This window comes from Arthrobacter sp. SDR-2R (assembly GCF_057747955.1).
Map to the genome: position 1 here is coordinate 1,814,694 of NZ_CM173231.1, position 20,163 is coordinate 1,834,856.

Sequence of the window (20,163 nt, forward strand, 5' to 3'; positions counted from 1 at the left end):
AGCAGCGGGGCGTTCCGATGCCCTCTGCTGCTGACCACAAAATGAGGAGCACGATGGAAGTCTGGCCTGGAACTGCCTATCCGCTGGGAGCGACCTTTGATGGCACCGGCACCAATTTCGCCCTGTTCAGCGAACGGGCCGAGCGGGTCGAACTCTGCCTCCTGGCTGATGACCTGACCGAAACGCGCATCGAACTGACCGAGGTGGACGGCTACGTGTGGCACTGCTACCTGCCGCACATCCAGCCCGGCCAGAAGTACGGCTACCGCGTGCACGGTCCCTACGACCCCGCCAGCGGCAACCGCTTCAACCCGAACAAGCTGCTGATGGATCCCTACGCCAAGGCCATCCAGGGCCAGATCGACTGGGACCCGGCCCTCTTCTCCTACGAATTCGGCGACCCCGACTCCCGCAACGACGCCGATTCTGCCCCGCACACCATGCACGGCGTGGTCATCAACCCCTTCTTCGAATGGGACGGCGACCGCCAGCTGCGGATCCCGTACCACGAGTCGGTGATCTACGAAGCCCACGTCAAGGGCCTCACCGAGCTCCACCCGGAAATCCCGGACGAACAGCGCGGCACCTACGCCGGTGTGGCCCACCCTGCCGTCATTGAGCACATGAAGAAGCTCGGGGTCACGGCCATCGAACTCATGCCCGTCCACCAGTTCGTCAACGACGGCACCCTGGTGGAGAAGGGGCTCAGCAACTACTGGGGCTACAACACCATCGGCTTCTTCGCCCCGCAGAACACCTACAGCGCCACCGGCGACGTGGGGCACCAGGTCCAGGAATTCAAGGCCATGGTCCGCGACCTGCACCGCGCCGGCATCGAAGTGATCCTCGACGTCGTTTACAACCACACTGCCGAAGGCAACCACCTGGGCCCCACGCTGTCCTTCAAGGGCATCGACAACCAGGCCTACTACCGCCTGGTGGACAACGACCTCAAGCACTACATGGACTACACCGGCACCGGCAACTCCCTGAACGTCCGACACCCGCACTCGCTGCAGCTGCTCATGGACTCCCTGCGCTACTGGGTCACGGAGATGCACGTGGACGGCTTCCGCTTCGACCTTGCCTCCACCCTGGCCCGTGAGTTCTACGACGTGGACAAGCTCTCCACCTTCTTCGAACTCATCCAGCAGGACCCGGTAGTTTCCCAGGTGAAGCTGATCGCCGAGCCGTGGGACGTGGGCCCGGGCGGCTACCAGGTGGGCAACTTCCCGCCGCAGTGGACCGAATGGAACGGCAAGTACCGCGACACCGTCCGCGACTTCTGGCGCGGCGAGCCCTCCACGCTTGGCGAGTTCGCCTCCCGGCTAACCGGCTCCGCCGACCTCTATGAAAGCTCCGCCCGCCGTCCGGTGGCCTCAATCAACTTCGTCACCGCCCACGACGGTTTCACCATGCGGGACCTGGTCTCCTACAACGAGAAGCACAACGAGGCCAACGGCGAGGGCAACAACGACGGCGAATCGCACAACCGCTCCTGGAACTGCGGCGTTGAAGGCGACACCGACGACGACAAGGTCCTTACCCTGCGCGCCCGCCAGCAGCGGAACTTCATCGCCACGCTGCTGCTCTCCCAGGGTGTGCCCATGCTGCTGCACGGCGACGAGCTGGGCCGCACCCAGCAGGGCAACAACAACACCTACTGCCAGGACTCCGAGCTCAGCTGGATCCACTGGGAAGCCATGGACCAGCCGCTGGTGGAGTTCACCGCCTTCGTGAACAAGCTCCGCCACGACCACCCGACGTTCCGCCGCAGCCGCTTCTTCGACGGCCGGCCGGTGCGCCGCGGCGAAGGCGAAAAGCTGCCGGACATCGTCTGGCTCAAGACGGACGGCACCGAAATGCTGCCGGAGGACTGGGGGAGCGGCTTCGGCCGCACCATCGGCGTGTTCTACAACGGCGACGGCATCCAGGAACAGGATTCACGCGGCCGGCGCATCACGGACGACAGCTTCATCATGGCCTTCAACGCCCACGACGATGCCGTGGACTTCTGCCTTCCCAACGAGGAGTACTCACAGTACTGGGAGGTCCTGATTGACACCGCGGCCCAGGCTGACGCGTATGAACCGCTCAAGGCGAAGGCAACGCTGACCCTGGACGCGAAGTCCATGGTGGTGCTGCGCGCCTACTCCGGCCCGGAAGCTGAAGTGGACACGTCCGCTGCCGCTTCACTGGCGTCCAGGGTAGAGCACGAGGAAGCCCAGGAGGAGATGGTGGAGGCCCAGACCAAGGCCGCGGAAGCGAGCGAGGCAAAGGCCGAGGAAACCAAGGCAGCCAAAGCCGAGGACGCCAAGGCTGCGAAGGCGGAGGAGACCAAGGCTGCGAAGGCAACCGAGGCATGAGGACACCCGTCTCCACCTACCGTTTGCAGATCCGCAGCAGCTTCACCCTGTTCGACGCCGCCAACCAGGTCCCGTACCTGAAGGACCTCGGCGTGGACTGGGTGTACCTGTCGCCCATCCTCACTGCGGAAAAAGGTTCGGACCACGGCTATGACGTGACCGACCCCTCCGCCGTGGACCCGGACCGCGGCGGCCCTGAAGGGCTGCTGGCCCTGTCCAGGGCAGCGCGCGAGCACGGCATGGGCGTCCTGGTGGACATCGTGCCCAACCACGTGGGCGTGGCATCCCCTCCGCAGAACCCGTGGTGGTGGTCCCTGCTCAAGGAGGGCCGCGAATCACCCTACGCGGAAGCTTTCGACGTCGACTGGGACCTGGGCGGCGGAAAGGTCCGGCTCCCCATGCTGGGCTCCGACGCCGACCTGGACAAGCTGGAGGTCAAGGAGGGCGAACTCCGCTACTACGATCACCGGTTCCCCCTGGCCGAAGGCACATACAGCGACGGTGATTCCCCGCAGGACGTGCACAGCCGCCAGCACTACCAGCTGATGGACTGGCGCCGCGCCGACGCCGAGCTGAACTACCGGCGCTTCTTCGCGGTCACCACGCTCGCCGGAATCCGCGTCGAAGAACCCTCGGTCTTCCAGGAAGCGCATGCCGAGGTGGGGCGCTGGTTCACCGAGGGCCTGGTGGACGGGCTCCGCGTGGACCACCCGGACGGCCTCGCCGATCCCACCGGCTATCTCCGCTGGCTGAAGGACCTCAGCGGCGGCGCCTACGTCCTGGTGGAGAAGATCCTGGAACCGGGCGAGGTGCTGCCGCAGGAGTTCGCGTGCGAAGGCACCACCGGATACGACGCGCTGGCGGACGTGGACCGGGTCTTTGTGGACCCCGCGGGGCAGCAGGCACTGGACGCACTGGACGCCAGGCTGCGGGGCTCCTCAGAGCCCGCGGACTATGCCGCAATGATCCGCGGCACCAAGCGCATGATTGCCGACGGCATCCTGCGCTCGGAAGTGCTGCGGCTGGCCCGGCTGGTCCCGGAGTCCTACGGCCTCGCCCTGGACCAGGCAGCCGACGCCATCGCGGAGATTATCGCCTCCTTCCCGGTGTACCGTTCGTACCTGCCCGTGGGCTCCGATGTCCTCAAGGAAGCATGCGAATCCGCGGCAGTCCACCGGCCGGACCTGGAAGTGGCGGTGGGAACCCTCCTTCCAATGCTGCTGGATCCTGCCAACGCCATCGCCATCCGGTTCCAGCAGACCTCCGGCATGGTCATGGCCAAGGGCGTGGAGGATACGGCGTTCTACCGCTACACCCGCCTTGGAACCCTGACCGAGGTGGGCGCTGAACCCACCGAGTTCGCCGTGGACCCGGAGGAATTCCACCAGCGGATGCAGCGGCGCCAGCAGGACCTCCCGCTGTCCATGACCACCCTGTCCACGCACGACACCAAACGCAGCGAGGATGCCCGGGCACGGATCTCGGTCATCGCCGAGCTGCCGCAGGAGTGGGCGGAAACGCTGGAGAGCCTTCGCGGCCTGGCGCCGATCCCGGACGGCCCGTACGAAAACCTGCTGTGGCAGGCAATCATCGGTGCCTGGCCGGCAAGCCGGGAACGGCTTCAGGGATACGCCGAGAAGGCGGCCCGGGAGGCCGGGAACTCCACCACCTGGACCAATCCCAATGGGGACTTCGAGGCCGCGGTGAAGGCCGCCGTGGACGCAGTCTTCGACGACGCCAAGGTCGCCAACGTGGTGACGGACTTCGTGGCCCGCATCGACTCCTTCTCCGCCGCCAACTCGGTTTCCGCCAAGCTGGTCCAGCTGACCATGCCCGGCGTGCCGGACGTGTACCAGGGCAGCGAGTTCTGGGAACGTTCGTTGACGGACCCGGACAACCGCCGGCCGGTGGACTTTGGTGCCCGGCAGGCTGAGTTGGCAAAGCTCGACGCCGGCACCTTGCCGGACGAGGGCACAGAGGCCAGCAAGCTCCTGGTCACCTCACGGGCACTCCGCCTGCGCCGGGACCGGCCGGAGCTGTTCCAGGGCTACACGCCAGTCCCAGCCACCGGCGCGGCTGCCGGGCACCTGCTCGCATTCACCCGCGGAACCGATGCCTCCTCCGGCGCCCTCACGCTTGCCACCCGGCTCCCCGCCGGACTGGAAGCCGGCGGCGGGTGGCGGGACACCGCCGTCGACCTTTCCACTGCCATGCGCGACGAACTTACGGGAGCCAGCTACGGGCCGGGCCCGGTTTTGGTGGCAGATGTGCTGGGTACCTACCCGGTGGCCCTGCTGGTACCCGAAGATGGAGAGAAGGCATGACCCTGGTCAACGTTGGACCTGAGCGCTTCGATGTCTGGGCGCCGGACGTTTCATCGGTGGTTTTGTTGGCCGATGGCCGGCAATATCCCATGCAGAAGAAGGACACGGCGCCGGGATCGGAAGGGTGGTGGACGGCCCCCGACGCGCCCGCGGACGGCGACGTGGACTACGGCTACCTGCTGGACGGGGACACCACCCCCGTCCCGGATCCCAGGTCCCGCCGGCTTCCCGCCGGCGTGCACGAGCAATCCCGGACCTACGATCCCGCCGCCTATGCATGGCAGGATTCCGGCTGGCGCGGCAAGGACCTGCAGGGTTCCGTCATCTACGAACTCCATGTGGGCACCTTCACCCCCGAAGGAACCCTGGACGCCGCCGCGGAGAAGCTGGGCTACCTGGTGGACCTGGGCATCGACTTCGTGGAGCTGCTGCCGGTCAACGGATTCAACGGCACGCATAACTGGGGCTACGACGGCGTCCAGTGGTACACCGTGCACGAAGGCTACGGCGGGCCGGCCGCGTACCAGCGTTTCGTTGACGCCGCCCATGCCGCCGGACTGGGCGTCATCCAGGACGTGGTCTACAACCACCTTGGCCCCAGCGGAAACTATCTGCCCAGGTTTGGCCCCTATCTGAAGCAGGGGGACGCCAACACCTGGGGCGACTCGGTGAACCTGGACGGGCCCGGCTCGGACGTGGTCCGCGAATACATCCTGGACAACGCCGCTCTCTGGCTGCGCGACTACCACGTGGACGGGCTCCGCCTCGATGCCGTGCACGCGCTGCGGGACGAGCGCGCGGTGCACATCCTGGAGGACCTGGGGGCTTTGGGCGACGCGATTTCAGCCGGGACCGGGCTGCCCAAGACGCTCATCGCGGAATCGGACCTCAACAATCCGCGCCTGCTCTACCCCCGTGACGTCAACGGGTACGGACTGGCCGGGCAGTGGAGCGACGACTTCCACCATGCCGTGCATGTCAGCGTCAGCGGCGAGACCACCGGCTACTACTCCGACTTCAAATCCCTGGCCGTGCTGGCCAAGGTGCTGAAGGACGGGTTCCTGCACGACGGCAGCTACTCCAGCTTCCGCGGACGCCACCACGGCCGGCCCATCAACGCCGCCCTGGTGGACCCCGCGGCACTGGTGGTCTGCAACCAGAACCACGACCAGATCGGCAACCGTGCCACGGGGGACAGGCTCTCGCAGTCCCTGTCCTACGGGCAGCTCGCCGTGGCCGCGGTCCTCACGCTGACCTCCCCGTTCACCCCCATGCTGTTCATGGGCGAGGAATACGGCGCCACCACACCATGGCAGTTCTTCACCTCCCATCCCGAACCGGAGCTCGGGAAGGCCACCGCGGAAGGGCGCATCAAGGAATTCGAGCGCATGGGGTGGGATCCCGCCGTCGTGCCTGACCCGCAGGACCCGGAAACCTTCCGCCGGTCCAAGCTGGACTGGGCCGAGGCCATCTCTGGCGACCACGCGCGGCTCCTGGAGCTGTACCGGGCGTTGACGGCGCTGCGGCGCGGGCATCCGGAACTGGCGGGGCTTGGCTTCGGCGGGACGGAAGTTAAGTTCGACGACGACGCCGGCTGGCTGCGGTTCCGGCGCGGATCCGTTGAGGTCCTGGTGAACTTCGCGGACTCGAAGGTCCGGCTGGACGAGGCCGCCGGCAGCGTCCTGCTGGCCACGGACAACGGAACCGCGCTGGACGGCGGGTCCCTGGAACTGGCGCCCTGGAGCGCTGCGATCCTCAAAGCCTGAATCGACGGAAGAGAGAAACTGATGACGTACATTGCAGCAGGCGACCGCTACGAATCCATGCCCTACCGCCGGGTGGGCCGCAGCGGCCTGAAGCTCCCGGCCATCTCGCTGGGACTGTGGCACAACTTCGGCGACGACAAGCGCTTCGAGGAACAGCGGGACATCCTCCGCCGCGCCTTCGACCTGGGCGTCAACCACTTCGACCTCGCCAACAACTACGGGCCGCCGGACGGGTCCGCCGAGACCAACTTTGGCCGGCACCTGCGGGACGACTTCAAGCCCTACCGCGACGAACTGGTCATCTCCACCAAGGCCGGCTACTACATGTGGCCCGGTCCCTACGGCGAATGGGGCTCGCGCAAGTACCTGATCTCCAGCCTGGACCAGTCGCTGCAGCGCATGGGACTGGACTACGTGGACATCTTCTACAGCCACCGGCCCGACCCGGAAACACCGATGGAGGAGACCATGGGTGCCCTGGACTACGCCGTCCGTTCCGGCAAGGCACTGTACGCGGGCATTTCCTCCTATACGCCGGAGCAGACCCTCGAGGCCGCCCGTATCCTCAAGGAACTGGGCACGCCGCTGCTGATCCACCAGCCCAGCTACTCCATGCTGAACCGCTGGACCGAGGACGGTTCACCCAACCTGTACGAGGTCCTGGACCAGGTGGGCGCCGGATCCATCGCCTTCTCGCCGCTGGCGCAGGGTATGCTCACCGACCGATACCTCCACGGCATTCCTGACGACTCGCGGGCAGCCAAGGCGCGCTTCCTCTCGGAGGACTCCATCACCGAGGAAAAACTGGACCGGGTCCGCGGACTGCGGAAGATCGCCCAAGGCCGGGGGCAGACCCTGGCCCAGATGGCCATCGCCTGGATCCTGCGCGACCAGCCCAAGGGCTCGCCCGTCACCTCGGCACTGGTTGGCGCCTCCAGCGTCCAGCAGTTGGAGGACACGCTGTCCTCCATCAACAACCTCGGCTTCTCGGATGAAGAGCTGACCGCGATTGACGAGTTTGCGGTTGAGTCGGACATCAACCTCTGGAAGCAAAACGCCTGACGGTGATTCTCTTTACGCAGCGGGACCGGGTGCACTGCGCCCGGTCCCGCTGCGTTGGGTAGTATGAAAAGGCGCCGCGCGGCGCCGAGCCAGCCGGCCGCCGTCGTACTGTCTGCGAAGCAAACCCGGCCGGCTGACGTTTGTCCCCAAAGGAGTTCTGTGTCTTCACATCCCATCCGTGTTGCAATCGTTGGCGTGGGCAACTGCGCCGCCTCGCTGGTGCAGGGCGTCCAGTACTACAAGGATGCCGATCCCGCAGAGACTGTTCCGGGCTTGATGCATGTTGAGTTCGGCCAGTACCACGTGGGTGACGTTGAGTTCGTCGCCGCGTTTGATGTTGACGGCAAGAAGGTCGGCGTTGACCTTGCCGACGCCATCACGGCCGGCGAAAACAACACCATCAAGATCGCCGACGTCCCGCCCACCGGTGTCACCGTCCAGCGCGGCCACACCCTGGACGGGCTGGGCAAGTACTACCTCGAGACCATCGAGGAATCCACTGAAGAGCCCGTGGACGTGGTCCAGGCCCTCAAGGACGCTGCCGTTGACGTTATGGTCTGTTACCTGCCCGTCGGCTCCCAGGAAGCGGCCGAGTTCTACGCGCAGGCCGCGATCGACGCCGGCGTGGCGTTCGTGAACGCGCTGCCGGTCTTCATTGCCGGAACCAAGGAGTGGGCGGACAAGTTCACTGCCGCGGGTGTTCCGATCGTGGGCGATGACATCAAGAGCCAGATCGGCGCCACCATCACCCACCGGGTCATGGCGAAGCTGTTCGAGGACCGCGGCGTGACCCTGGACCGGACGTACCAGCTGAACGTTGGCGGCAACATGGACTTCAAGAACATGCTGGAGCGCGACCGGCTGGAGTCCAAGAAGATCTCCAAGACCCAGGCCGTGACCTCCAACGTTGAGGCCGAGCTGGCTGCCAAGGACGTGCACATCGGTCCGTCCGACTACGTCCAGTGGCTCGATGACCGCAAGTGGGCGTTCGTCCGCCTGGAGGGCCGCAACTTTGGCGACGCCCCCGTGTCGCTGGAGTACAAGCTGGAGGTCTGGGATTCCCCGAACTCCGCAGGTGTGATCATCGACGCGATCCGCGCCGCGAAGATCGGCCTGGACCGTGGCATCGGCGGCCCGCTGCTGTCCGCGTCGAGCTACTTCATGAAGTCCCCGCCGGAGCAGTTCAACGACGACCTCGCCCGCGAAAAGGTGGAAGCCTTCATCCGCGGCGACGTGGAGCGCTAGAACTCCACTCCTCGTTGCCGGCGCTCCCTCACCCTCCGGGGTGGGGGAGCGCCGCCATTTAAGACGCCCCATCATTTCCTGCAGTTTTTCTGGCGACGCCCGCTCACTTTTGGCGGATTTTTCTACGACGCCCGCTCACTTTTGACGATTATTCTGGGGACGCCCGCTCGCATCTCACCGGCGAACGTTCAGTCGATCCCAGCTGAAAGTGAGCCCCGTTCAACTAGTCCCCGTTTGCGAACCCCGACGCCACCGTCGCATCCGCCACAGAGTTCTTCACGGCTCGCCTGATCTTTCTGATAGCGGCAGCGAAGCTGTCCTTCTGATCGGCCTTGTCGACGATGATGACAGTCCACCCGGCCGCTTCGAAGGCCTTGTCCCTGCGCCGATCGCTTAGTCGCTGGGCTTCCATAAGGTGATGGCCGCCGTCGTACTGGATAGCAATTCTTCGCTGCCGAAATCCGAGGTCGGCAGACGACGATCGAGGGTCTCCAGGATAAAGTGCCAGCTGCAGCTCTGGCTCCGGGAGACCAGCGTCAAACATGGCCAACCGGAGGAAGGTCTCGGGCGCGGAGTCCGATCCAACCCGCGCCAAGTCCAGTGCCTGCCGGGCACGCACAACCCCTTGAAGGTTTGGATGACGGGCAACCATGTCCCGTAGTTCCTCAATTGTTGAGTAGGCGCCCTCCCTGCCCTCCAGTTCAGGCCGGGGCAGCCGTACCAGTTGGTCCGCCATAGCCACCAAGTCTGCCAACGGCAGTAGCCGTGACATGTCCAGCCATGTCCGTGCCCGTGTGCTGATCCATATCCCCTCGACGAACTCCACCTCGCCAGGCTTCACAATGAGCCGGTGGCCGTGAATTCCTTTCCTGCGGGCTCCCGGAAGCAGCGTGGGCTTGCTTAGGTGAAGTTCGCTGGAGTCGGACAACCAAGCGGGCAGGAGCGAACTCTGGAGGCGCGCCGCTGTCACATGGGAAATCCATGCGCCGGGCGTCGCCTCCGACAATGCGCGGGCAGCATGCTCGAGGCAGAAGTCCCATGCAGCAGGGCGGTAGAGGCCCCGGCTGATGTGTTCGACGTCGTTGTGACGCAGGCGGTTGTGGTCCAGTCCGGCGCTTCTTGAGCTTTCAAGCGTGAAGGGTCTGCCAGCCAGATGCGCAGGCAAGGGAAGGCGGGATCGCATACTGCATTGTCATGCATATGGCGGATACCCGTGTTGAGTTATCCACAGGCCGTGCCGGTTCGCCGTTTTGCCCGACGCTCGCCGCGGAAGGGAGTGAGCGGGGGTTTGGTGTTGTGCTGCCAAAGGTGAGCGGGGGTTTGGGGATGTGTTGTCAGAGGTGAGCGGGGGTTTGGTTTTGTGCTGCCAAAGGTGAGCGGGCGTGTCAGGTGAGGCCTACCGGGTTGCCGTCCGCGTCCACGTCCATGCGCAGGGCTGCCGGGACGGCGGGGAGGCCGGGCATGGTCATCACCGCGCCGGTCAACGCCACGATGAAGCCCGCACCTGTCTTGGGCAGGAGGTCCCGGACATGGATGGTGAAGCCCTTCGGGGCACCGAGCCGGGAGGCATCGTCCGTGAACGAGTACTGTGTCTTGGCCATGCAGACCGGCAGCCCGCTCCAGCCGTTCCGCTCGATATCGGCCAGCCGCTTCAACGCCGGAACCGAGAAATCCACGCCGTCGGCGCCGTAGATCTCCTGGGCAATGGTCCGGATCTTGTCCTCCACCGGCAGCCCCAGGGCGTAGAGGTGCCGGAAGCTGTTGGGCCCCTCCGCAGCCTGGAGGACCAACGCTGCCAGTTCGTCGCCGCCCTCACCGCCGCCGCCGCGACCCCACACGTCCGCCACGGCCGCCGCCACGCCTTCGGCAGCACACCAGGCCAGCAGCCAGTCCAGCTCCTCCTGGGAATCGGAGGAGAACCTGTTGATCGCCACCACAGGGGTGACCCCGAACTTCTCCACGTTGCGCACGTGCCGGCGCAGGTTGGCCACCCCTGTTTCGAGGGCAGCCAGGTCCGGCTGGGCCAGCCGGTCCTTGGCCACCCCGCCCTGCATCTTCAGCGCCCGCACCGTGGCCACCACCACCACGGCCGACGGCGCCAGGCCCCCGTACCGGGCCTTGATGTCCATGAACTTCTCGGCCCCCAAATCCGCGCCGAAACCGGCCTCCGTGACCACGATGTCCGCCAGCCGCCGGGCGGTCTGGGTGGCAATCAACGAATTACAGCCGTGCGCGATGTTGGCGAACGGGCCGCCATGGACCAGGGCCGGGGTGCCGGCGATGGTCTGGACCAGGTTGGGTTTGACCGCCTCCTTCAGGAGCAGCGTCAAGGCGCCCTGCACCCCCAGGTCCGCCACCGTTACGGGTACCCGGTCGTAGGTGTAGCCGAAGGTGATCCGGCCCAGCCGGGAGCGCAGGTCCGCCAGATCCTTGGCCAGGCAGAAGACGGCCATGACCTCGGAGGCCACGGTGATGTCGAACCCGTCCTGCCGCGGCACCCCCTGCGAAGGCCCGCCCAGGCCAATGACCACTTCACGCAAGGCGCGGTCGTTCATGTCCAGCACCCGCTTGAACGTCATGCGGCGGGGATCGATATTGAGCGCGTTGCCCTGGTAGATGTGGTTGTCCACCAGCGCCATCAGGGCGTTGTTGGCCGAGGTGATCGCATGGAAGTCGCCGGTGAAGTGCAGGTTGATCTCATCCATGGGCAGCACCTGCGAATAGCCGCCGCCGGTGGCGCCGCCCTTCATCCCCAGGACCGGACCCAGCGAGGGTTCCCGCAGCGCGATCATCACCTTCCGGCCGGCCCTGGCCAGGGAATCCGCCAATCCCACGGTGGTGGTGGATTTGCCCTCGCCGGCGGGCGTGGGGGACATGGCCGAGACCAGCACCACTTTGCCGTAGGGAGCCGGCGCATCGAGCTTGGCCGGATCGATCTTGGCCTTGAACCGCCCGTACTGTTCCAGGGCTTCCGGATTAACCCCCGCGGCAGCCGCGATGTCCGCAATGGGACGGATCCGGGCAGCCCGGGCTATCTCGAGATCAGAAGGGAGAGCAGACATCGTTGTCCTTTCCTGCGCAGCTTCATCCTGCCCAGTCCATTCCGGCGCCGGCAGGCGCCGGAGGCCTGCCCCTAAGCTAACAGCACCCGGGGCGCCCGCGAAGGAAAAGGAAAAGCCCATGACAGAAAAGCCGGGCAGGAAACCAGGACAGGAACGTCAGGATGCGGGAACCACCGGGGCCAGGCGCCGGCCCACAAAATTCTCGACGGCGGCATGGTAGCTTTCCAGCGTGATGGCGGCTGTGCGCTGCCAGCCGGAGTTCTGGGCGCGGATGGCGGCGGCGCGGCCCAGGTCTTCCCGGGTGGCGGGGTCGTCGTACAGGGCTTCGAGGGCATCGGCCCAATCGGCGGCATGGTGGCCATCCACCAGGAGCCCCGTCCGGCCGTGGAAGATGGCGCGGGACAGCCCGCCGACGCGGGTGGCCACGACGGGCGTACCGCAGGCCTGGGCCTCGAGTGCCACCAGCCCGAAGGATTCGCTGAAGGAAGGCATCACCACCACGTCCGCCGCACGGAACCAGGACGCCAGCTCAGGTGCCTTAACCGGCGGAAGCTGCGTGACGACGTCGTCCATTCCTGCCTCCGCAACCAGGCAGCGCAGGTTGAATTCCTTGTTGCCGCTCAGGGCGCCCAGGATGGTGACGCGCAGGTCGATGTCCGGCCGGCGTTTGCGCAGCAGTGCCGCCGCCTTGACCAGGACCTGCGGGCCCTTCAGCCGTTGGATGCGGCCGGCGAACACCAGGTGGAAGGTGTCCGGGCTGATGCCGTGCCGGGCCCGGGACCGCGCCCGGAATGCCGGCGTGAAGGTGGCCAGGTCCACTCCGGGCGGGGCGATGTCGATGCGGTCGTAGGTGGCGCCGTAGTGGGAAACGAGCTCGGCTGCCTCGGAGCTGGTGTTGGCGATCAACCGTGCCGCGCCGTCCACGATGCGGTGCTCGCCCACCTCGCGCCGGCGCGGCTCCGGCTGTTCGCCGGATTCAAGGAGCAGGTTCTTGACCTTGGCCATGGTGTGCATGGTGTGCACCAGCGGCACGCCCCACAGTTCGGACAGTTCCAGCCCGGCGATCCCGGACACCCAGTAATGCGAATGGATGACGTCATAGCGGCCGTGGGGCTGCCGGCGGCGGATCTGTTCGATCTCGGCCACCATGGCGTGCAGCAACCCCGGCAGCTCCTCTTTGGGGATCTTCTTGGGCGGCCCGGCCAGGACATTGTGCACGCAGACGCCGGGATCGGGATGTTCGACGGCGGGCTGGTCGGCTGAGGTGGCGCGTGTGAAGATCTCCACTTCCACGCCCGCCTCGGCCAGGGCGGAGGCCAGCTCGCGGATATAGACGTTCATTCCGCCGGCATCACCGGAGCCCGGCTGTTCCATGGGGGAGGTGTGGAGGGAGAGCAGCGCGACCCTGCGGATCAGTGCCACGGGACCTCCTTCCGGCCGCCGGCGGGTATCAGGGGAGCCGGCTCAGTGCGCATTCGATAAAACATTACTCCTTCCCCTAACGCCCGCCGCCTTCCCAGATCTTCCCCAAAGCCGGGAAAGCCTGCTCATAACCAGCCAGAAGCTTCGCGGCGAGGTCCGGCGAATCCACGAGCGGGTGCCGGGCGAAGGCTTCAAGGGCCGCATCGCGGGCTCCGGTGCCGGCGGCCCGGACCACGAGCCGTTCCACCTCTTTGACCCGCTGGAGCAGCCGCAGCTGCGGGCCGTCCGGCGCCTGCTGGGGCAGGGGCACGGCGCCCCTGGCCGTCACCATGCAGGGAACCTCGACGACGGCGTCGGCGGGAAGGCCTGGAATGGCAGGCTGGGGAGCGGGCGGGGCAGCCGTGGCGGAGGCGGGCGGGTGGCCTTCAGGTGTCCCGGCGGGTGCCGCCGTGTTCCGGGTGTTCAGGACCAGTTGGGTCTCCCCGCGGCCGGCCAGGGCCCGCATGGCCGCCAGCGCCACCCGCTCATAGCCGCCCCCGGCCAGGTCCTCCTCGGCGCGGCGCTCGCCATCGTGCCGGGCCTCGGCCAGGTAGCCCTCTTCGCGGGAGCGCCGCGCCTCCTCCCACAGCCGGTAGGCGTCCGGCCCGGCAGCAGCCAGCCGCGGGTAGAGCTCCCGCTGCTGGCTGTGGATGGTCTCGCCCCGGGTCTGCGCCATGGCCTGCATCGCCTGCCGGGCTGCGTCGCGCTGGTAGTAGTAATACAGGTACTCGTTGGGAAGCATGCCCAGTTGGGCCAGGAACGGCTGCGGGAAAAGGCGGCCTTCCTCGAACGACTGCAGTGCGCCGGCATCCGCCAAAAGGCCACGCAGCACGTCCCGGCCGCCGGACTCCAGGCGGTACAGCCAGCCCAGGTGGTTCAGCCCGTAGTAGCCCACGCCGTCGAGCCTTCCCTCCGGCAACTGCACCCCGGCAGCGGCCGCCGCCCGCTGCACCAGACCGCCGGCAGAATCGCAGATCCCGATGACCCGGTGGCCCAGGACGGGAAGCAGCGCCTCAGTGACCATCCCGGCAGGGTTGGTGAAGTTGACCAGCCACGCGTCAGGGCAGTGCTCCCGCATCAGCCGGGCAAGGCCAAGCATCTGCGGAATGGTCCGCAAAGCGTACGAAATTCCCCCGGCCCCCGTGGTCTCCTGGCCCAGCAGCCCTAGGTCCTGCGCCACCTTCTCGTCCGCAACGCGCCCCGCTGTACCGCCCGGCCGGATCGCGGCGAACACCACGGTGGTGCCGGGCAGTGCTTCGGCAGGATCGGTGGTGGCGTGGACCGGAAGACGGGCACCATCACCCACCGGCATGCTCTCCAGCACGGCGGTGACGGCATCAAGGCGCGCGGGATCGACGTCGTACAGCACCAGCTCGGTGACCAGCCCGGCAAAGCGGCCGGACACCAGGGCCCGGTATATCAGCGGCACCCGGAAACCCCCGCCGCCGGCAATCAGAAGCCGCATACCATGCAGTGTAGGCGGGGTGTCCCGCGGCCTGTCCACGCCCGACCAAGGCCCCTACCGCAGCGGTGCGGCACGGCGTATCCTGCGCACTATGGACGCCATCCCAGCACGCCCCTACGACCCCCTGGCTGCCGTCCGTTCACCCGCCGAACCCGGATTCGACCTCTTGCTGGCCGGGACCGTGTTCCAGGACATCATCTTCACCGGCCTGCCCCACGGGCCCGAACCCGGCACGGAAATCTGGAGCGACGGCATGGGCAGCTGCCCCGGCGGGGTGGCCAACCAGGCCATTGCCGCTGCCAGGCTTGGGCTGCGCACCGGGCTGGCAGCTGCTTTCGGCGACGACGGGTACGGGGACTTCAACTGGAAGATCCTTTCCGGCCAGGAACACGTGGACCTCAGCCTTTCCCGACGCGTCCCGGGCTGGCACTCCCCGGTGACCGTGTCCCTCTGCGTGGACCAGGACCGCTCCCTGGTGACCCACGGGCACTCCGCACCGGTGACAAATTCCGAGCTGATCGGAGACCCGCCCAAGGCCCTCGCCGGAATCGCTGAGGTGGGCCTGGAAGTGGAGCCGTGGGCCCACGCAGCCCACGCCGCCGGGGTAAAGCTGTTCGGCGATGTTGGATGGGACCCCAGCGGGGAATGGGCGCCCGTCAGGCTCGACAACCTGCAGTACTTCTACGCCTTCCTGCCCAACCAGCGCGAGGCCATGGCGTTCACGGGCAAGGACAATCCGTGGAGCGCCTTGTACGCGCTGGCGGACCACGTTCCGGTGGCCGTCGTAACCCTGGGCCCGCAGGGCGCCATGGCCGTGGACTCGGAAACCGGCGAGGAAGAATGGGTCCCGTCGCTTCCGGTCAAGGCGCACGACCCCACCGGAGCCGGCGACTGCTTCGACGCAGCCTTCATCGTGGGCACCCTGGCCGGGTGGCCGCTGGGGGACCGGCTGCGCTTTGCCAACCTGTGCGCGTCCATGGCGGTGCAGGAGGTGGGCGGCTCGCTGGCGGCGCCGGGTTGGGGCGACATTGCCGACTGGTGGAGACGCGCCAACGCCCGCCCCGAACGGCAGACGAGCCAGTGGCTGCGGCGCTTCGGGTTCCTCGCTGACATCATCGACGACGTGCCGCTGTCAGCCCAGCGCAGGGCGGCCGCCACCATCGCGCACTTGTCGGATGCTTAGGCGGCGTTGGAGGCCCTGATTATTCGGCGCGAAGTGCCCGCACTAGAATCACTTAGGTGACCTATCCCGCAACAACCGGTGAATTCAGCGCTGCCTCCGGGCCGGACCCCCGCCACGAGCGGTCGGCCGTGATCGACCTGGACGCCATCCGGCACAACGTCCGCCGGCTTGCCGCCGCTGCCTCCCCCGCGAAAGTCATGGCCGTCGTCAAGGCGGATGCATACGGGCACGGCGCCGTCCCCGTTGCCCGCGCAGCCCTGCAGGCCGGCGCGGCCTGGCTCGGCGTGGCCCACATTTCCGAGGCCTTGGCGCTGCGCGCCGCCGGCATCGACGCGCCGCTTCTCGCCTGGCTGCACACCACGGACAGCAACTTCGGTGCCGCGGTGGCCGCCGGCGTCGATATTGGCTGCTCAGGGTGGGAGCTGGAACGCATCGTGGCCGCGGCCCGTGAGCAGGAGCGGCCGGCACGGGTGCATCTCAAGGTGGACACCGGGCTGGGACGGAACGGAGCCACCCCCGAGTCCTGGGACCGCCTGGTGGGGGAGGCCGTGGAATACCAGGACCAGGGCCTGCTGCGCGTAGTTGGCATCTTCTCCCACCTGGCCGTGGCCGACGAACCGGAGCGGCCCGAAACGGACCAGCAGGTGGCCGCGTTCCGGGAGGCGCTGGCCATTGCCGAGGACGCGGGCGTGGATCCCGAGGTCCGGCACCTTGCCAACACCCCCGCCACCCTGTCCCGCCCGGACACGCACTTCGACCTGGTCAGGGTTGGCCTGGGCATCTATGGGCTGTCGCCGTTTGACGGGCAGACTTCAGCAGAACTGGGACTCCGGCCCGCCATGACGCTGCGCACCCTCGTGTCGCAGTGCAAGGACGTGCCCGAGGGGCAGGGCGTCTCCTACGGGCTGCATTACCGCACCAGGACGGCGAGCACGCTGGCCCTGATTCCGGTGGGCTATGCCGACGGCGTCCCCCGGGTCGCCACCGGTGGACCCGTCCGCGTCGCAGGGAAGACCTATCCCGTGGTGGGCCGGATCGCGATGGACCAGATGGTGATCGACCTTGGGCCGGAGGCATCCGGAACTGACCTGCAGGGTGCGGAAGCGGAACTGTTCGGGGACGGCGCCGACGGCGGGCCCACCGCGGAGGACTGGGCACGCGCCGCGGGGACCATCAACTATGAAATCGTGACCCGCATCAGCCCCCGTGTTCCGCGCCGCTTCATCAACGAGGACCAGCCGGCGGGCACCGGCCACGCGGGTAACGGCCACGGCCTGGTGGGCGCGCCCGGCTCGGCGGGGGCCGCATGAGCGCGGCCGGACAGTTGGCTTCCAACTGGGAAAAGACGTTCACGGCGACGACGGCGGAACAGACGCACGCGTTCGGCGCACGTTTGGCGGAGGTGCTGCGGGCCGGGGACCTGCTGGTGCTTTCCGGTGAGCTGGGTGCCGGGAAAACCACCTTCACCCAGGGACTGGGCGAGGGGCTGGGTGTCCGCGCAGGCATCATCTCACCCACCTTTGTGCTGGTCCGGATCCACCCGAACCTGCCGGATGGTCCGCGTCCCGGCGGCCCCGACCTTGTGCACGTGGACGCCTACCGGCTGGGTTCCGCAGCGGAGATCGACGACATCGACCTCGAAAACACCATGGACTCGTCCGTGACCGTGGTGGAGTGGGGACAGGACCGGGTGGAGCACCTCAGCGAGAGCCGGCTGGAGATCGACCTTCTCCGTGCCATCGGGCTGGATGCCGCCGGCAGTGGAGGTGGAAGCCTGGACTTCGACGGCGAAGACACCGACGAGCCCCGCACCATCGTGATGCGCGGCTACGGGCCGCGCTGGGCAACTGCCCCCGAACTGGGTGCCCCCGAACTGGGCGGGCCCGAGCTGGGCGGGCCGGAGCTGGGTGGGCCGGAAGGAAACGCCCCATGCTGATCCTTGCGATTGACACTTCCGCGGTGGCCAGCGCCGCGCTGGTGTCCGATGCAGCCCCCGAAGGCGTGGTGGCAAGCTTCTCCACGGAGGACACCCGCAGCCACGCTGAGGTGCTCGCTCCCGGCATCCACACCCTGCTGTCCGAAGCCGGCGTCACCGGGCAGGACATCGATGCGCTGGTGGTGGGCGTAGGCCCCGGCCCCTTCACCGGGCTGCGCTCGGGCATTGCCACCGCCCGGACGCTGGCGTTCGTCTGGGGCAAGCCGCTGCACGGCCTGATGAGCCTGGACGCGGTGGCCCTGGAGGTAGCCGAATCCACCGCCGCCGTCCCGGAGTTCCTGGTGGCCACCGACGCCCGCCGGAAAGAGGTCTACTGGGCGCGCTACAGCCTGGGTGACGGGCAGCTGCCGCTGCTGGAGGACGGCCCCCATGTTGGTTTCGCCGCCGACCTGCCGGACCTGCCCGCCTTCGGCGCGGGCGCAGGTCTCTACGCCGACGTCCTCCAAGCCGATCCCGAGTTCGCGGGGGAGCAACCCGACGCCCTGTATCTTGGCCAGTTTGCCCTGGCGCGGCTGGCTGCCGGGGAGGCCCTGCTGGACACCACACCCCTGTACCTGCGCGAATCAGATGCCCAGGTACCCGGACCACGGAAGCGTGCACTGTGAGTACCACCCCGGAACCCCACATGGCAGGCGTCACCGTCCGCGACATGACCCTGGGCGATGTACCCGCCGTCGGCGCCCTGGAACACAAGCTCTTCCCCATCGACGCCTGGCCCGTGCAGATGTTCCTGGATGAACTCTCCCAGCCGGAAACCCGCCGCTACCTTGTGGCGGAGACCACCGACGGCATCGTGGGCTACGCCGGGCTGATGTGCATCGAGCCCATCGCCGACATCCAGACCATCGCCGTCGTTCCTGATTACGAGGGGCGGGGAATCGGCAGCAGGCTGCTCACCCAACTCATCGCCGAGGCCAGGCACCGCGGTGCCGCCGATGTCCTGCTTGAGGTCCGCGCCGACAACCCGCGGGCGCAGCAGCTGTACGTGCGGTTCGGCTTCGAACAGATCCACATCCGCCCCCGCTACTACCGCGACGGCGTGGATGCGCTCATCATGCGGCTCCAGCTGGCCGCACCGGAAACTGATGGCCACCAAGCAACGGAAGCAGGCCGGCAATGAACCGCTCACAGCCCCTGGTGCTGGGGATCGAATCATCCTGCGACGAAACCGGCGTGGGCATCGTCCGCGGCACCACCCTCCTGACCAACACCGTCTCCTCCTCCATGGACGAGCACGTCCGCTTTGGCGGCGTCATCCCCGAGATCGCCTCGCGCGCCCACTTGGACGCGTTCGTCCCCACGCTCGATCAGGCGCTGGCAGACGCAGGCGTGAGCCTTGACGAGGTGGACGCCATCGCCGTCACATCCGGGCCCGGGCTGGCCGGCGCACTCATGGTGGGTGTCTGCGCTGCCAAGGCGCTGGCCGTCGCCACCGGGAAGCCGCTGTACGCGATCAACCACCTGGTGGCGCACGTGGGCGTGGGGCTGCTGGATGACCGCGCCAACGGCCGGAAGCAGGAGCTGCCGGAGAACCTGGGCGCCCTGCTGGTGTCCGGCGGCCACACCGAAATCCTGCGGATCAGGACCATCACCAGCGACGTGGAGCTCCTGGGCTCCACCATCGACGACGCCGCCGGCGAGGCCTACGACAAAGTGGCACGCATCCTGGGTCTTGGCTACCCGGGCGGCCCTGCGATCGACAAGGTGGCCCGCGGCGGCAATCCCAAGGCCATCCGCTTCCCCCGCGGCCTCACCCAGCCCAAGTACATGGGCACGGCGGATGAGCCGGGGCCGCACCGGTATGACTGGTCCTTCAGCGGCCTCAAGACGGCAGTGGCCCGGTGCGTGGAGCAGTTCGAGGCCCGCGGCGAAGAGATCCCCGTGGCTGACATCGCGGCCGCCTTCCAGGAAGCCGTGGTGGACGTGATTTCGTCCAAGGCGGTGCGGGCCTGCCGCGAGTACGGCATCAAGGATGTCCTGCTGGGTGGGGGAGTGGCGGCCAACTCGCGGCTGCGGGAACTGACCGGGCAGCGGTGCGCGTCCGCCGGCATCCGGCTGCACGTGCCGCCCCTGGACCTCTGCACGGACAACGGCGCCATGGTGGCCGCCCTCGGCGCACAGCTGGTGATGGCCGGCGTCGAACCCAGTGGAATCGCCTTCGCCCCGGACTCGTCAATGCCGGTTACATCGGTGTCGCTGCCGGCCTGACGGCAGAGCGCCGGGCGAAAGCGAA

General features: G+C 67.4%; 15 protein-coding genes. 11 read left to right on the plus strand and 4 right to left on the minus strand.

The annotated features are described in order from the left end of the window. The first annotated feature begins 53 nt into the window (after positions 1-53). The 5 genes from glgX (at position 54) to AC3ANU_RS08540 (ending at position 8,763) form a co-directional block, all read left to right on the plus strand. A complete protein-coding gene (gene glgX / locus AC3ANU_RS08520) occupies positions 54-2,366 on the plus strand; it encodes a glycogen debranching protein GlgX (RefSeq protein WP_018769184.1) in 2,313 nt (770 codons plus the stop codon). Continuing rightward, positions 2,363-4,690, plus strand: coding sequence for a malto-oligosyltrehalose synthase (gene treY, locus AC3ANU_RS08525; RefSeq protein WP_488315834.1), 2,328 nt, complete (start codon positions 2,363-2,365; stop codon positions 4,688-4,690). The genes glgX and treY overlap by 4 nt, the downstream gene beginning before the upstream one ends. Continuing rightward, on the plus strand, positions 4,687-6,456 hold the full coding sequence (gene treZ / locus AC3ANU_RS08530; RefSeq protein WP_488315835.1) for a malto-oligosyltrehalose trehalohydrolase: 1,770 nt from the start codon (positions 4,687-4,689) through the stop codon (positions 6,454-6,456). The genes treY and treZ overlap by 4 nt, the downstream gene beginning before the upstream one ends. A gap of 21 nt (positions 6,457-6,477) precedes the next feature. Further along, on the plus strand, positions 6,478-7,518 hold the full coding sequence (gene mgrA / locus AC3ANU_RS08535; protein ID WP_018769187.1) for an L-glyceraldehyde 3-phosphate reductase: 1,041 nt from the start codon (positions 6,478-6,480) through the stop codon (positions 7,516-7,518). A 159-nt stretch (positions 7,519-7,677) separates the two neighbouring features. Next, positions 7,678-8,763: an inositol-3-phosphate synthase gene (locus AC3ANU_RS08540; protein ID WP_134163729.1), complete on the plus strand. Its 1,086-nt coding sequence runs from the start codon at positions 7,678-7,680 to the stop codon at positions 8,761-8,763. Positions 8,764-8,986: 223 nt separating this feature from the next. Here AC3ANU_RS08540 and AC3ANU_RS08545 read toward each other — a convergent pair whose 3' ends face one another. The 4 genes from AC3ANU_RS08545 to AC3ANU_RS08560 all read right to left on the minus strand — a co-directional run bounded on the left by AC3ANU_RS08545 (position 8,987) and on the right by AC3ANU_RS08560 (position 14,751). Next, positions 8,987-9,589, minus strand: a complete 603-nt coding sequence (locus tag AC3ANU_RS08545; protein ID WP_223992229.1) for an endonuclease domain-containing protein — start codon at positions 9,587-9,589, stop codon at positions 8,987-8,989. Between the two features lie 559 nt (positions 9,590-10,148). Next, positions 10,149-11,825: a formate--tetrahydrofolate ligase gene (locus AC3ANU_RS08550; RefSeq protein WP_488315836.1), complete on the minus strand. Its 1,677-nt coding sequence runs from the start codon at positions 11,823-11,825 to the stop codon at positions 10,149-10,151. 156 nt (positions 11,826-11,981) lie between these two features. After that, the gene (mshA, locus tag AC3ANU_RS08555) at positions 11,982-13,247 is read right to left on the minus strand and encodes a D-inositol-3-phosphate glycosyltransferase (protein WP_018769191.1); all 1,266 of its coding nucleotides are present in this window, start codon (positions 13,245-13,247) and stop codon (positions 11,982-11,984) included. A 76-nt stretch (positions 13,248-13,323) separates the two neighbouring features. Then, positions 13,324-14,751 (minus strand): family 4 glycosyl hydrolase, encoded by a 1,428-nt coding sequence (locus AC3ANU_RS08560; protein WP_018769192.1) that lies wholly within the window; start codon positions 14,749-14,751, stop codon positions 13,324-13,326. 91 nt (positions 14,752-14,842) lie between these two features. On the opposite strand from AC3ANU_RS08560, the gene AC3ANU_RS08565 reads away from it, so the two are divergent. Genes AC3ANU_RS08565 through tsaD form a run of 6 tightly spaced genes read left to right on the plus strand, consistent with a single transcriptional unit; the run spans position 14,843 to position 20,138 of the window. After that, positions 14,843-15,934 carry a PfkB family carbohydrate kinase gene (locus tag AC3ANU_RS08565; RefSeq protein ID WP_026265754.1) on the plus strand — a complete coding sequence of 364 codons (1,092 nt, stop codon included), beginning with the start codon at positions 14,843-14,845 and terminating at the stop codon, positions 15,932-15,934. 56 nt (positions 15,935-15,990) lie between these two features. Beyond that, complete coding sequence (alr, locus tag AC3ANU_RS08570; protein ID WP_488315837.1) at positions 15,991-17,244, plus strand: alanine racemase; 1,254 nt, start codon at positions 15,991-15,993, stop codon at positions 17,242-17,244. Beyond that, complete coding sequence (gene tsaE / locus AC3ANU_RS08575; RefSeq protein WP_488315838.1) at positions 17,241-17,870, plus strand: tRNA (adenosine(37)-N6)-threonylcarbamoyltransferase complex ATPase subunit type 1 TsaE; 630 nt, start codon at positions 17,241-17,243, stop codon at positions 17,868-17,870. Before alr ends, tsaE begins: the two co-directional genes overlap by 4 nt. Then, complete coding sequence (gene tsaB / locus AC3ANU_RS08580; RefSeq protein WP_018769196.1) at positions 17,864-18,535, plus strand: tRNA (adenosine(37)-N6)-threonylcarbamoyltransferase complex dimerization subunit type 1 TsaB; 672 nt, start codon at positions 17,864-17,866, stop codon at positions 18,533-18,535. The genes tsaE and tsaB overlap by 7 nt, the downstream gene beginning before the upstream one ends. 20 nt (positions 18,536-18,555) lie before the next feature. Then, a complete protein-coding gene (rimI, locus tag AC3ANU_RS08585; protein WP_056394254.1) occupies positions 18,556-19,050 on the plus strand; it encodes a ribosomal protein S18-alanine N-acetyltransferase in 495 nt (164 codons plus the stop codon). Beyond that, positions 19,047-20,138 carry a tRNA (adenosine(37)-N6)-threonylcarbamoyltransferase complex transferase subunit TsaD gene (gene tsaD, locus AC3ANU_RS08590; protein ID WP_488315839.1) on the plus strand — a complete coding sequence of 364 codons (1,092 nt, stop codon included), beginning with the start codon at positions 19,047-19,049 and terminating at the stop codon, positions 20,136-20,138. Before rimI ends, tsaD begins: the two co-directional genes overlap by 4 nt. Positions 20,139-20,163: the final 25 nt, after the last annotated feature.

Coding starts and splice junctions, on each gene's coding strand:
- treY (WP_488315834.1), top strand. CDS start 2,363: ATGAGGACACCCGTCTCCACCTACCGTTTGCAGATCCGCAGCAGCTTC.
- tsaD (WP_488315839.1), top strand. CDS start 19,047: ATGAACCGCTCACAGCCCCTGGTGCTGGGGATCGAATCATCCTGCGAC.
- mgrA (WP_018769187.1), top strand. CDS start 6,478: ATGACGTACATTGCAGCAGGCGACCGCTACGAATCCATGCCCTACCGC.
- treZ (WP_488315835.1), top strand. CDS start 4,687: ATGACCCTGGTCAACGTTGGACCTGAGCGCTTCGATGTCTGGGCGCCG.
- rimI (WP_056394254.1), top strand. CDS start 18,556: ATGGCAGGCGTCACCGTCCGCGACATGACCCTGGGCGATGTACCCGCC.
- AC3ANU_RS08560 (WP_018769192.1), bottom strand. CDS start 14,751: ATGCGGCTTCTGATTGCCGGCGGCGGGGGTTTCCGGGTGCCGCTGATA.
- tsaE (WP_488315838.1), top strand. CDS start 17,241: ATGAGCGCGGCCGGACAGTTGGCTTCCAACTGGGAAAAGACGTTCACG.
- glgX (WP_018769184.1), top strand. CDS start 54: ATGGAAGTCTGGCCTGGAACTGCCTATCCGCTGGGAGCGACCTTTGAT.
- tsaB (WP_018769196.1), top strand. CDS start 17,864: ATGCTGATCCTTGCGATTGACACTTCCGCGGTGGCCAGCGCCGCGCTG.
- AC3ANU_RS08565 (WP_026265754.1), top strand. CDS start 14,843: ATGGACGCCATCCCAGCACGCCCCTACGACCCCCTGGCTGCCGTCCGT.
- AC3ANU_RS08550 (WP_488315836.1), bottom strand. CDS start 11,825: ATGTCTGCTCTCCCTTCTGATCTCGAGATAGCCCGGGCTGCCCGGATC.